This is a genomic window from Metabacillus indicus (assembly GCF_046603695.1).
GTDB classification, from domain to species: domain Bacteria; phylum Bacillota; class Bacilli; order Bacillales; family Bacillaceae; genus Bacillus_P; species Bacillus_P indicus.
Map to the genome: position 1 here is coordinate 1,177,860 of NZ_CP176757.1, position 13,296 is coordinate 1,191,155.

At 39.3% G+C, this 13,296-nt stretch carries 11 protein-coding genes; all 11 read left to right on the forward strand.

The window, feature by feature from the left end:
- The first annotated feature begins 83 nt into the window (after nt 1–83).
- Entirely contained in the window at nt 84–2,546 is a 2,463-nt protein-coding gene (locus ACK1LH_RS05900; RefSeq protein WP_411334722.1) for a beta-mannosidase, read from the forward strand.
- Nucleotides 2,547–2,583: 37 nt separating this feature from the next.
- A complete protein-coding gene (locus tag ACK1LH_RS05905; protein WP_411334723.1) occupies nt 2,584–3,474 on the forward strand; it encodes an ROK family protein in 891 nt (296 codons plus the stop codon).
- 57 nt (nt 3,475–3,531) lie between these two features.
- On the forward strand, nt 3,532–4,140 hold the full coding sequence (locus ACK1LH_RS05910; protein ID WP_411334724.1) for an SGNH/GDSL hydrolase family protein: 609 nt from the start codon (nt 3,532–3,534) through the stop codon (nt 4,138–4,140).
- A 362-nt stretch (nt 4,141–4,502) separates the two neighbouring features.
- Nucleotides 4,503–5,876 (forward strand): VWA domain-containing protein, encoded by a 1,374-nt coding sequence (locus ACK1LH_RS05915; protein ID WP_411334725.1) that lies wholly within the window; start codon nt 4,503–4,505, stop codon nt 5,874–5,876.
- A 340-nt stretch (nt 5,877–6,216) separates the two neighbouring features.
- Nucleotides 6,217–6,513, forward strand: a complete 297-nt coding sequence (locus ACK1LH_RS05920; protein WP_051865061.1) for a hypothetical protein — start codon at nt 6,217–6,219, stop codon at nt 6,511–6,513.
- A 192-nt stretch (nt 6,514–6,705) separates the two neighbouring features.
- Nucleotides 6,706–7,527 carry a hypothetical protein gene (locus ACK1LH_RS05925; protein WP_203289870.1) on the forward strand — a complete coding sequence of 274 codons (822 nt, stop codon included), beginning with the start codon at nt 6,706–6,708 and terminating at the stop codon, nt 7,525–7,527.
- Between the two features lie 19 nt (nt 7,528–7,546).
- The gene (locus ACK1LH_RS05930; RefSeq protein WP_203289871.1) at nt 7,547–8,635 is read left to right on the forward strand and encodes a glycosyltransferase family 4 protein; all 1,089 of its coding nucleotides are present in this window, start codon (nt 7,547–7,549) and stop codon (nt 8,633–8,635) included.
- Nucleotides 8,632–9,387, forward strand: a complete 756-nt coding sequence (locus tag ACK1LH_RS05935; RefSeq protein WP_203289872.1) for a HipA family kinase — start codon at nt 8,632–8,634, stop codon at nt 9,385–9,387. The genes ACK1LH_RS05930 and ACK1LH_RS05935 overlap by 4 nt, the downstream gene beginning before the upstream one ends.
- Before the next feature lie 264 nt (nt 9,388–9,651).
- Nucleotides 9,652–10,623 (forward strand): ABC transporter permease, encoded by a 972-nt coding sequence (locus ACK1LH_RS05940; protein ID WP_320155774.1) that lies wholly within the window; start codon nt 9,652–9,654, stop codon nt 10,621–10,623.
- Between the two features lie 23 nt (nt 10,624–10,646).
- Nucleotides 10,647–11,537 carry a carbohydrate ABC transporter permease gene (locus tag ACK1LH_RS05945; RefSeq protein WP_203290269.1) on the forward strand — a complete coding sequence of 297 codons (891 nt, stop codon included), beginning with the start codon at nt 10,647–10,649 and terminating at the stop codon, nt 11,535–11,537.
- Nucleotides 11,538–11,588: 51 nt separating this feature from the next.
- Nucleotides 11,589–13,229: an extracellular solute-binding protein gene (locus ACK1LH_RS05950; RefSeq protein ID WP_203289874.1), complete on the forward strand. Its 1,641-nt coding sequence runs from the start codon at nt 11,589–11,591 to the stop codon at nt 13,227–13,229.
- Nucleotides 13,230–13,296 lie beyond the last annotated feature (67 nt).

A 13,296-nucleotide genomic window follows, 5' to 3' on the forward strand; every position in this document is an offset into this window, starting at 1 on the left:
TAAAACTTAGTTAAAGGTCTGACTATTAAGAGAAAGAATTTCATAAATATTTAATCTTTTAGAGTGCAAAATGGAGGGAAATCATGAGAAAGATTGACTTAAATGGTGCATGGCTTTTGAAGAGTTTAGATAATTCGAAAACTTACGAGGCAGTGGTTCCTGGCTCTGTCATGAATGATCTTTTAAGCCATGGCGCAATTGACGATCCATTTTATCGAGACAATGAACGCTTTTCGAGTGAGATTGCCTCGAAGGATTATGAGTATACACGCGAATTTATAGTAGAAAAGGAAATTTTACAATACAATTACCTTGTTTTGCGTTTCGATGGTTTGGATACCCTTACAGAAATTAAAATCAATGGAAAGAGTATAGCGAAGACAGCTAATATGCATCGTGTATATGAGATGGATGTTAAACCATATTTGGCGGCTGGGCTGAACAAATTGGAAGTTACGTTATTCTCACCAATACAATATATTACAAAAAAGCAAAAGGAAGAAAAACTATGGGGAGTTGAAGATGCAATTGAAGGCTATCCTCATATTCGAAAAGGTCATAGTATGTTTGGCTGGGACTGGGGGCCGCAAATCCCAGACTTAGGAATTTGGAGAGATGTTACTCTTCTTGCCTGGAATTATGGTCGTATTGAAGATGTTTATGTAACACAAGACCATCAAGAAAAAGAGGTAGAAGTGAATATTCGAGTTAAAGTCGAAACAGATTCAGATAAACCGCTTTCTTTGAAGGTGAAATTAACAAGTCCTTCAGGTGATGAAGAATTAATTAAACTTGAAGACGCACAAGGTGAAGAGAATATTACTATTAATGTGGTAAATCCACAGCTATGGTGGCCGAATAATTATGGTGAACAGCCTCTATATAAACTAGAGATCAATACCTCCAATGAAGCAGGGATTTTGGACGAGAAGAACATAAATATTGGACTTCGTACAATAACAGTTAAGCATGAACCAGATCAATGGGGAAAATCATTTGAGTTTGAAGTGAATGGGTTATCAATTTTTGCTATGGGTGCAAATTATATCCCAGAAGATAATATCCTTGCCCGTAATTCAAAGAATCGCACCGAACAGCTAATAGATGACTGTGTTGAAGCAAACTTTAATATGATTCGTGTCTGGGGTGGAGGTATCTATCCTGAAGACTATTTCTTTGACTTATGTGACCAAAAAGGAATTATTGTTTGGCAGGATTTTATGTTTGCTTGTAGTGTGTATGATTTAAATGATGACTTTAGAAAGAATGTTGAACAAGAAGTAATTGATAATGTAAAGCGAATAAGACACCATGCCAGTTTAGGTATTTGGTGTGGGAATAACGAGGTGGAAGAAGCTTGGGTGTATTGGGGAGATATGCCTGTTGATGATTATAAACATAAAGCAGATTACATAAAGTTGTTTGAACACATCATTCCGGAGCTTGCCAAAGAGTTGGATCCGCAAACGTATTACTGGTCATCGTCCCCTTCTTCAGGTGGAGGTTTTAACGAACCTAGAAATCCTAATGAAGGAGATATGCATTACTGGGAAGTATGGCATGGTTTAAAGCCTTTTTCTGAGTATGAAAAATATCATTTCCGTTTCTGCTCTGAATTTGGATTTCAATCCTTCCCATCTATGAAGACGATTAACACCTTTACAGAACCGGAAGATCGAAATATATTCTCTTACGTCATGGAAAAACATCAAAAAAATGGTGCAGCAAACGGAAAGATTTTATTTTACTTATCTGAGAATTTTTTATACCCAAAGGATTTCGATTCCTTACTCTATGCTTCACAGCTGCTTCAAGCAGAAGCAATAAAGTATGGTGTTGAGCATTGGAGACGAAATCGTGGACGCTGTATGGGGTCTTTATATTGGCAGTTGAATGACTGCTGGCCAGTTGCATCGTGGTCAAGTATCGATTATTTTGGACGCTGGAAGGCTCTTCATTATTTTGCGAAGAAATTTTATGCTCCAGTTTTAATGTCATTAAGAGAAGATGGTTCGGATGTTGAGATTCATGTAACAAACGATTCCTTATCTAAGATAAATGCTCGTATTGAATGGAAGCTGCGGATAAACAATTCTAAAATCCTAGCTCAGGGATCTGTTCAAACGGAAGTTGACCATTTATTTGCAAAACAATGCGAGAAGCTATCACTAGGTGAATTTTTATCAGAAGAAAATAAGAGAAAAACATATCTTGAGTGTACATTATTTGTAAACGGAGAACAAACGACCGTAACAACTTTAATGTTCACAAAACCAAAGCATTTTATCTTTTTAAACCCTGAATTAACATATGACGTTTCAGAAAGAACAGATGCTTATGAGATAAATGTTTCTTCACAAGCCTTTGCTAAATTTGTAGAGGTTGATTTAAAGACTGCGGATTGTAAGTTTAGTGATAATTATTTTGATTTATCTTCAGGTGATAGTAAAACGATAACAGTTAAAAAAGAAAGTCTAAGTGAACGTCTAAGTCTTAATGCATTTAAAGATAAGCTGCAACTCCGCAGTGTTTATCATATTTCTTGATTAAGTATAAACTTTACTTTGAAAGGAGGCATGTTGGATGAGTTTGCGAATTGGAATAGACTTAGGCGGGACAAATGTAAGAGTTGGTTTGATTGATGATAATGGAAAAATAGTGGAGATTATTCAGGAACCTACAGAAGCTGAACAAGGTCCTTTATATATTATCGAAAAAATGAAACGAATGATTGAAAGTGTAATACAAGGAAAAAGGATAAAAGGAATAGGTATCGGTGCGCCAGGTCCTCTAGATAGTAAAAATGGCATTATCCTAAGTCCTCCTAATCTTCCAGGGTGGGATCAAATACCCCTGGCTAAGATTCTTGAAGAACATTTTAGAGTGTCGGTTTATTTAAACAATGATGCAAATGTTGCCGGCCTGGCAGAGGCTAATGCAGGAAGTGGCGCGAATTGTGAGAGTGTGTATTATGTGACTGTAAGCACAGGAATTGGAGGAGCTCTGATTATAAATAAGCAGCTCTTTAATGGTGCGAATGGTTATGCAGGTGAAATTGGAAATATGATCGTGGAACCAAATGGATATAAACATAACAATTTAAATTCGGGCTCTTTTGAAGGGATTGCAAGTGGAACGTCTATCGGAAGAAGAGCTTTTGAGAAATTTGGTATAGAAGGAGGAGCTAAACAAGTATTTCGTTTAGCTGAACATCGAAATGCAGAGGCACAATTAATTATTGACGAAACTGTACATTTTTTGGCAATGGGGATTGCAAACATTGCACATATAGTGAATCCAGAATTATTTATTGTTGGTGGAGGTGTTATGGAATCAAAACAGCTGATATTGACACCGCTCAAAGATAAAGTAAAGGAATATGTTTTTCCTCAGTTAGCATCTTCTATAAGGATTGTACCGGCAGCGCTTGGAGGACACGCTGGTGTTATTGGAGCTGCTATGCTAGTTGATTGAAAAATGGAATAGATTTGTAGTTTAGTTTTCATTTAGACTTTCAAGGAGGAATATTGGATGCGAATACTATTTATAGGTGACAGTATTACTGAATGGGGCAGACATGAAGATACACAAGGGATTGGGTCAGGCTACGTTCGACTTATTCATGATTATTATAAAGTATCTAAACCTGAAAAGAACTATGAATTTATTAATAGAGGAGTTGGGGGTGACCGTATAATAGATTTACAAGCAAGGTGGGACCAAGATGTGATTCAAATCGATCCTGATATTATTTCTATTTCTATTGGAATTAATGATGTATGGAGACAATTAGACAGTACAGACAAAGAACAAGTTTATCCAGAACAATTTGAACAGGTTTTTATAGAACTATTAAATACAGTAAAAGAAAAAACAAAAGCTAAAATTGTTCTTATGGAACCAACTCTAATTGAAGAAGAAGCTGAAGCAGAGGGGAATCAAAAGCTTAGTGCATACGTAGAGATAATACATAAGCTTGCTGAACAATATGGTGCGATTCTCGTTCCGACACATCAAGCTTTCATAACTTATTTACATGCTAATACTGATTATGAGTTGACAACAGACGGTGTACATATGAATTCAACTGGAAATATGTTAATGGCAACAACGTGGATTAATCATGTTACCTTACCATAATAAAGTAAACAATAAAAAGAAGTTCAAGTCTAACTTCAGTGAGCACCTAATGCATGAAAAATGCAGCGGGTGCTTTTTCTATTGGTACACATATATGCGGACAAGTAAAGGTCGAAAGAAACATAGAACCAGACTTTCGAACCACCAAGCCGTGTATTGGAAATTTTTTCTGATAAGGGGTGTAAAAGTCATGAAGAAGGGTAATAGATGGATGGTTCATTTTTACTGATTTTGTTCCATTTTCTATTTATTTTCCATTTCATCTTTTTTCCCATTTTCATCAAAGGTATAATTTAAAAGTCTTTCTAAAGACCTGGAATTATTCCTTAATGATAGAAAAAATTGATAGGAGAGTGATAAATATGAAGAGTACTAAGAGGACTTGTCTTATGCTGCTTTCAGCTCTTTTCGTCTTTTTTGCGCTTGCAGCATGCGGAGGCGGGGAACAGGCTTCCGGCGGAGAAGATAAGAAAGAGAATGCTAAAAAAGAAGAAGCGGCTACTGAGAAAGAAAAAGAGGATGAAGTTGAAATAGCCGGCAGCGTTGAGGATATTGTAAAAGAAGAACCTGGAAAATATTCAGGGAATGCTTACAATAAAGCGGTTATACATAAAGCTTTAGATGAAAAGTCGTTTGCAGATAAAGACAGCTTTCAAATCTATGGGGAGCTGCTCAATCTAGTGAACGAAGGGGAAAACTACAAACCTTATTATGATTTTTATGAAGAATTCAATCCGAGCATAGAGACCTCTTTAAGCAATATGCCTGGAGGAATGACGCTTGAAAACGGTGAGATTGGACTTAATACGAATATCTCAATCCTGCTTGATGCAAGCGGCAGTATGGCCCAGAAAATTGGCGGCCAAACGAAAATGGATCTGGCAAAAAAAGCTGTAAATGACTTTGTTGCTTCCATGCCTGAAGGAGCAAACGTGTCACTCAGAGTTTATGGTCAGGAAGGCAGCAACAGCGACAGTGATAAGAAGCTTTCGTGCGACAGCACAGAAGTGGTCTATGATTTGAAGCCTTATAATGAAGCAGAATTTAAAGATTCACTTGGAAAGTTCAAGCCAACGGGCTGGACGCCAATCGCTAAAGCCATTTCAGAATCAAAAGCAGACTTTGAGAAATCAGATAAGCAGGGACAAAATATTATTTATGTAGTAAGCGACGGGATTGAAACATGTGACGGAGATCCTGCCAAAGCAGCAAAAGAGCTGCATGATTCAAACATTGAAGCCGTTGTAAATATCATTGGTTTCGATGTAGACAGCAACGGTCAAAAACAGCTCATGTCTGTAGCTCAGGCAGGCGGCGGACAGTATGAAACGGTTGATACGGCTGAAGATTTCCAGGAGTTATGGGAAGATGAACGCCAGCGTCTGTGGAACGAATGGTGGGACTGGGGCAACAAAAACTGGAATAAAGTATGGGAAGAGCAAAGCGAAAAGCGAAATGAGCTTTATGAGAAAAAAAGAGATTTGACGAACATGATTTACGAGGAGAAAACAAGGCTGAATGAAGCTGCATTTTACCTTCAGGAAAAAGAGCAAATCGAATATGACGTTCGCCAGGAAGTCACAAGCCTAGTCGACCAGCGCCATGAAATCCTCAAAGACTACGCTGAAGATACGCACGAAAAAATGGTGGATACAGTTGAGACCGAAGGCGAAGAACTGAAGGATTCCATTCAGGAGAAAAAAGAGGAAATGACGGATAAATACAAGAAAAATTAGGATTTTCTTTTCAAAAATTTGTGCAAGATCAGACAGGGCGGTATATAGCCTTGTCTTTTTTTCTTCTTATATAGAAAAGCGCTGAAAAGCAGTACCTCAAAAGGCCACTATTAAAGCACGAGGCATGCTTACAGTCCGAACGGTGAGTCTAACAATCTAAATTCACTGTCTAACAATCCAAATCCAGCATCTAACGGTCCAACCAAGCCTTTTAACAATCCAAACCCCAAATCGTTTTCAAATGCTTTACAAAGACTTATCACGTTTACCCTAGTAACACCCGCTTACTGGAAATATAATAGATGTATGCTTCCTACTAATCAATTGCGAGGGGATATTCGTGGAAAACAGGGAACTTCTGCTGGCCATTACAGAATTAAAATCCAGTATGGACAAACGGTTTGATGCACTTGAAAAACAAGTAGATTCTAGACTTGATAAGGCAGAGGAACAGCTGTACAAGCTTTCTAGGGCCATACATTCAGGCGGAGATGACCACGAAGAGGACATTCATAAACTTGGTGAAGAAGTAAGAGATTTGAGATTGTCAGCAAAGTATTTGCTGTCTAAGATCAGTGAACATGACGTTGAACTATATAAAGCGATGAATATGCTGAAAAACACCTCTGATGAGTAGTCGGAGGTGTTTTTTTTTGCGGCGGACCATGCAGGCAACTCAGGATTATTGAATGATTCTTTTCAAACAGCACTAATTGGCCTGACATTTTCTTAAAAATGGTGTTTCCAACTATGTCAAAAAATGGCGAAAATGCATTAAATATAGGATGAATTTAAAGGATTTACTGGTGAAAGGGGCTGTGTTTATTAAATGGCTACAATCAACTGTAAGGGAATCAAGAAAGAAGCAAAGAAAATCAGGGTAACGAAATTTGAAGAAAAAGATGTGGAGGTTAAAAACAAATCAGATTTAAGCATGATTGGTAAAGGAAGGCAAGGCGCGGTTTTTCGTATAAATGACCAGATGTGCATGAAGGTGTACGGAGAAATGGAGGACTGTGAGAGAGAGTTTTATGCTTTGTCCCTTGGAAAAAACACCAGTCTTCTTCCGAAGGTTTACTGTAAAGGTGATAACTTTGTCGTCATGGAAATGGTTTATGGTGTGGATTTAAGAGAATACCTTCAAGTGAATCCGCTTACAAGAGAGCTTTCTCATAAGCTGATTGATATGCTTTCCGTTTTTAAGGAAATTGGATACGAACGCATAGACCATCATAAAAGGCAGATTTATCTTCAAGAGGATGGGAGCCTGAAAGTGATTGATGTGGGAAGAACGGTCTGGAGGAATCGAACATATCCGTATCCGAGAAAGCTATTGCTGAGTCTCGGTGAAGAGTATAAAAACACCTTCCTCTCGCATGTACAGGAAGATGCTCCGGAGCTTTATCACGAATGGAACCATTACATGGAAATGGAGCAGCTTTCAAGAAAACTGTATGAAGTCATTTCTTCTGAAAAATCGCCGGACTCAAAATCACTGAAAAAGAAAGTGAAAAAGCTGTTGACCACACGGGATGCAGAGCTGCATGCTGCTAAACTTGAGAGTCTTGTCAGAAAAGTGGTCAAAGAAGAAAGAGACAGGGAGCTTTTAAAGGAACAGGAGAGAACGCAGGATAGAAAATACTCCTTATAGCAATGGAAAGGAGCAGGCTATGAAAATATTGGTGATATGGAGACTGCTCACTGTAGGCGGCGTAAACGCCGGCTGGAGAAACCGGGCGATCTATTTTAAAAAGTACGGAATTGAGACGGATTTTCTTTACAGCAAAGACCTTGGCGGCATGCATATGGTTCAAGATGTTGCAAAAGTATATTTGACCAATGATAAAAAGGAAATTAACCATATTCTTACACAAAATCAGTACGATGTTGTGATTGTTGTGGATACAAGCAAAGCATATACGTGGCTTAAGGATGCAAAGTACAAGGGTCCTGTCATTATTGAAGCAAGAACACCGGAATTAACAAAGCTCTCAAGAAATCTCAGCGGAAGCAATCAAATAACTCCATCTTTCTATATCGTGCCTTCACATTATCAAAAACGGGTCCTTTCGACACTTATTGATCCTGAAGCTCGAATTGAAGTCATATACAACGGGCTCGACCCGAATGTATTCGTTCCTGCACAGCCTGAAATTCCAACTGGAGTCCCCGGCATATGCAGGGGGAAAAAAATTATTGCCTATATAGGCCGGCTTGATGTGAGGAAAAATTGGAGACTCATGCTCAAAATTGCGAAAGTAATCAGTAAAGAGCGGGATGACCTTGAATTTTGGGTGATAGGAGGCGACAAAAGTGTGGACCGGGAGTTATTTGCCGAAGAATTAAAGAAGCAGAAATTAGAAGATGCGGTAAAGTGGCACCCTGTTATTCCCTATCATCAAATGCCTGTAATGTATGCAAAAATTAAGGAATCCGGGGGATGTACCCTGGCGACTACCCTATCAGAATCATTCGGGAATACCTTTATTGAATCAATGGCCTGCGGGGTACCTGCAGTTGCTCCAAGAACAGCCTCCATTCCTGAAATCGTGTTGCACGGAAAATCAGGCTATCTCTACAGGGAAAATCATGTAAGAGGTGCAATAAACATGATTTATCGGGTAGTTGATGAAAAAGATAACTACCAGCACTTGTCCGATTTTGCGGTTAAAAGGGTAATGGAGCATTTTCAACTTAGCCATTGCGCAGAGCGGTATATTGAATTGTTTCAAGAAATAAAGAGGGATGAAGGACCATGAGCGTCTATAAAAAATTATTCGAAAGCAAGACAGAGAACGCTCACCTTATCCAGCTAGAAAACGGTCATGATTATGTGGTCAAGTTCTATAAGCCAACTGAAAATAAAGCACTCATCAACGAGTGGATCGGTTATTGTCTTGCACGATTTATGGGTCTTCCTGTACCTAAAGCAGAACAAATTCAGTTACCGGAAACATTTTTTAATCAGCTTCCAAACCGGAAAGGGATTATTTATACCCCGCATCAATTTGCTGTCCACTATGTTCCGGACTGTGTAAATGGACATGAAACTACTGTGGGAAAAATAGTCAATGGGGAAGACCTTGCAAAAATCATTTTGTTTGATTATTGGCTTTGCAATCTTGACAGGACACGGAAAAACATTCTTCTGAAAGAAAAAAGTGACAGAGTCTTTTTCTTATATAGTATTGACCAGGCAGAGATCTTCGGTTCAAATGCCTGGACGTGTGACAGCCTGCAAACCCTCCCTGATACTCTTCTCAAAAGTGCTACTCATAAAATAATGGCATCCTTTATTCCGAATGAACAAACGTTTAAAGAGCAGCTGGAAATCATCCAGACCATTCCGACACAGTTTCTTGAAGAATTGTTCTCATTCATACCGGCAGATTGGCCGCTGACTGAGCTTGAAAAGGAAGCAGCTCTGCAGGTTCTGAATATCAGGCGGTTTCAAGTTTTGCCTAAATTGATTCCATTATTCATAAAAAACATTTACAGAAATGCCAAGTAATGCACTTCTGCTTTGTATCTCCTGTATGAACTTGAACAATATTTATAGAGAAGGGAACAGTATGAAAATGTGACCTTCAAATCTTTGAGCCCCGCTGAGCGGGGCTTTTATTATTCTGTCTGAAGAAGAGAAATTTTAAGAGGGTTATTTCCCCAATCCAAAATTCTGATACCTTATATGAAATTTTCTAACTTATGCAGGAGGGCACTTTTTCTTACAATGAGGACAGATAGAAAACATCATAGAAATCGGGGTGGTGAGCAGATGGAAGCGAAGATTGTACGGGCAGAGGAGCAAGTGATTGCGCCCAGTACAAAAAAAGGAAGATTAAAACGGGATCTAAAGAGGATGAATTCCCAAAAATATTTGCAGATTATGGCACTGCTCGGTATGGTTTGGATGTTCATTTTCAACTACGTGCCGATGTATGGACTGATTATAGCTTTTAAGGAGTTCAGCATTATCAGCACAATCAGAGAGGCACCGTGGGTTGGACTTATGCAGTTTAAAGAATTTCTGCAGGATGAGAATTTCTGGACTGTACTTAAGAACACTCTTGGCATTAGCTTGATTAAGCTGCTTATCGGATTTCCGCTGCCGATCATTTTTGCCTTGATGCTGAATGAATTGACTTCACTGAAGTTTAAGAAAATGGTTCAGACGATAACGTATTTGCCTCATTTTCTTTCATGGGTTGTTCTCGGCGGTATTTTAACAACATGGTTATCTGATATCGGCATTATTAATGACATTTTACTTAATCTCGGAATTATCAATGAACGCATCAGCTTTCTTGCTGAACCGCAGTACTTCTGGGGCATTGTGATTATCTCGGATATCTGGAAAGAAATCGGCTGGTCTGCAATCATCTATCTTGCAGCAATAGCGGGCGTATCTACTGAACTCTATGAGTCTTCAACAATTGATGGAGCAAATCGTTTTCAGAAAATGTGGCATGTCACACTGCCTTCGATCCGTCCAACGATTACAATTCTTTTCATCCTGGCAGTCAGCGGTGTGCTGAATTCAAACTTTGACCAGATCTTGGTTCTCCGTAATGCATTAAATGAAAGCGCTAGCAACGTTATTGATATCTATGTGTATCAAATGGGTGTTCAAAATGCGCGATATTCTTATGCAACGGCAGTCGGTCTTTTAAAAGCAATTATTGCCTTTATTCTGCTTTACACGGCTAACAGAATTACGAAAAAGCTTGACGGCACTTCATTATTCTAAGGAGGGGAGATCACGTGCTGAAACTGTTTAAATTAAACCGCAGAACAAAAAGTGAATACATCTTCGATAACATCAACATCATTATTATGTTCTTGATCTGCGGAATAACGCTTTACCCAATCTGGTATGTTATCGTCAACTCCCTGAATGAAGGTGCAGATGCAGCTAATGGCGGCATTTACTGGTGGCCTAGGGAGTTTACGCTTCAAAACTATGAAGCTGTTTTTGCCAACTCAGGTATTCTGACATCATTCGGAGTCACGATTGCGAAAACGGTTATTGGAACCATCACACACGTTTTCTTCACAGCGATGGTAGCTTATGCGATTTCAAGAAGAGATTTATATGGAAGAAAACTGTACATGATGATTGGTATTGTCACAATGTTTTTCAGCGGGGGACTGATTCCTTACTTCCTTCTGATTCGTGACCTGGGCTTATTTGATAACTTCCTGGTTTATATCATTCCGACCATGTTTAACTTTTTCCATCTTATTATCTTTGTATCGTTCTTCAGAGAGCTGCCGCCATCATTGGAAGAGGCAGCAAAAATTGACGGAGCCAATGACTTTATGATTTTTATCAAGATTATTGTGCCGCTGTCGATGCCGGTTATTGCTACAATCGCTTTATTCCAGGGTGTTTATCAATGGAATGATTATTTCGCAGGGGTCATCTTCGTCAATAACCCTGATCTTCAGCCGATACAAACCTATTTGTATAAGGTTGTTGCAGAATCCAGTTCCAACCAGATGATGATGAATGCTCCAGGCAGCATCACGACAAAAACGGTAACGTCACAATCGATCAAGCTTGCAACCATGGTCATCACGACACTGCCGATTGTTCTTGTGTACCCGTTCCTTCAGAAGTACTTTGTAAAAGGGATGCTTATCGGCTCTGTAAAGGGCTGATGCATATAGAAAGAAAGTCTATTATAATTAGGTACTAGAGAGGGGTTTACTATGAAAAAGTTTAAGAGTCTGTCCATTTTCCTTATAGCGGTTCTTCTTCTTTCCATGCTAGCTGCATGTAATAATGAAACCGCTTCATCAGGGGAGAAAGAAAACAAAAAGCCTGTTTCAGCAGATGAGCCTGCATGGAAAGCAGATACATCGCCGATTACATTTGACTGGTATGTCAACTTTTCCTGGTTCGCATCAAAATGGGGAGAGGACGCCGTTTCAAAGTATGTAACAGATAAAACAGGCGTTTCAATCAACTACATTTCTCCTGCCGGAAACGAAGCAGAGAAAATGAATACAATGATTGCTTCAGGCAAGCTTCCTGATTTTATCACCCTTGGCTGGTGGGAAGATGCTGTTAAGAAAATGCAGGAAGGCGAACTTGTTCTTCCACTAAATGAACTTGCTGAAGAATATGATCCATACTTCTTTAAAGTAGCAGATAACGCAAAGCTTGAGTGGTACAAACAGGAGAACGGAAATGTATACGCTTACCCGAATGCATCATCTTCTCCAAAGGATTTTGAGAAATACAAAGACTTAAAGCCTTCTAACCAAACATTCTTAGTAAGAAAAGATATGTACGAAGCACTTGGAAGTCCTGATATGAGCACACCTGAAGGGTTTGTTTCAGCTCTTCAAGCTGCAAAAGAAAAATTCCCTGAAGTAAACGGCGCACCGCTTATTCCGCTTGGCCTTCATGAATTTACAGATGTAGGTAATACATCACTTGAAGCTTATCTTCAAAACTTCCTTGCCATTCCAATGGAAAAAGACGGCAAGCTGTATGACCGCACAGAAGATAAAGAATATGTAAAATGGCTGAAAACATTCAGAGAAGCTAATGAAGAAGGATTGCTTGCAAAAGATATTTTTGTAGACAAACGTCCGCAAATGGAAGAGAAAATTGCTCAAGGCCGCTACTTCGCTATGCTCTATCAGCGCAGTGACATGGCTGCTCAGCAGCAGGCTCTTTATGCGAAAGATCCAAATTCTGTCTATATTGCTGTTGATGGTCCTGCCAACGCTGCAGGTGATCAACCGACACTTGCAGGGGACAGCATTTCCGGCTGGACAGTTACTCTTATCTCCAAAGATGTAAAAGACAAAGACCGTGCAATTGCTTTCATGAGCTACCTGATCAGTGAAGAAGGACAAAAAGATTTCTTCTTCGGTGAGAAAGGCGTGACGTACGATGAGACAGACGGAAAACCTCAGTTCAAACCGGAAGTTCTTGACCTTCTAACAAAGGACAGAACAGCTTTCGACCAGCAATACGGCGCTTCTTATAAACACTGGATGCTGATGGATACGAATATGAGTCTTCCTTGGAACCCGCCTACTGCGGAGCCGTTCAAGCAATTGGAAGACTGGACAAAAGGCAAAACAGTCAGCTTTGCAGCTTATGACGGCCTGAATCCGACAGGTACTTCTGCAGAAGCCATTGCAAGTACGAAAATCAGCCAGGAATGGGGAAAAACACTTCCGAAGCTGCTTCTTGCAAAATCAGACAAAGAGTTTGATAAGGTGATGAAAGCTTACTTGAAAAAACGTGAAGATTACGGCTATGACAAAGTAGAAGAGTACCAGAAGAAAATGTTTGAAAAGAATAATGAAAAACTGAATGCTGGAGAAAAGTAAGAAAAAGGGCTGCTTCGGCAGCCTTTTTTTTCCCTATTATCCGGGGAAGAAATCCCTTATACTAAAA

Excerpts from the sequence above, each read along its gene's own strand:
- ACK1LH_RS05900 (WP_411334722.1), top strand. The coding sequence starts at position 84 with ATGAGAAAGATTGACTTAAATGGTGCATGGCTTTTGAAGAGTTTAGAT.
- ACK1LH_RS05905 (WP_411334723.1), top strand. The coding sequence starts at position 2,584 with ATGAGTTTGCGAATTGGAATAGACTTAGGCGGGACAAATGTAAGAGTT.
- ACK1LH_RS05910 (WP_411334724.1), top strand. The coding sequence starts at position 3,532 with ATGCGAATACTATTTATAGGTGACAGTATTACTGAATGGGGCAGACAT.
- ACK1LH_RS05915 (WP_411334725.1), top strand. The coding sequence starts at position 4,503 with ATGAAGAGTACTAAGAGGACTTGTCTTATGCTGCTTTCAGCTCTTTTC.
- ACK1LH_RS05925 (WP_203289870.1), top strand. The coding sequence starts at position 6,706 with ATGGCTACAATCAACTGTAAGGGAATCAAGAAAGAAGCAAAGAAAATC.
- ACK1LH_RS05930 (WP_203289871.1), top strand. The coding sequence starts at position 7,547 with ATGAAAATATTGGTGATATGGAGACTGCTCACTGTAGGCGGCGTAAAC.
- ACK1LH_RS05935 (WP_203289872.1), top strand. The coding sequence starts at position 8,632 with ATGAGCGTCTATAAAAAATTATTCGAAAGCAAGACAGAGAACGCTCAC.
- ACK1LH_RS05940 (WP_320155774.1), top strand. The coding sequence starts at position 9,652 with ATGGAAGCGAAGATTGTACGGGCAGAGGAGCAAGTGATTGCGCCCAGT.
- ACK1LH_RS05950 (WP_203289874.1), top strand. The coding sequence starts at position 11,589 with ATGAAAAAGTTTAAGAGTCTGTCCATTTTCCTTATAGCGGTTCTTCTT.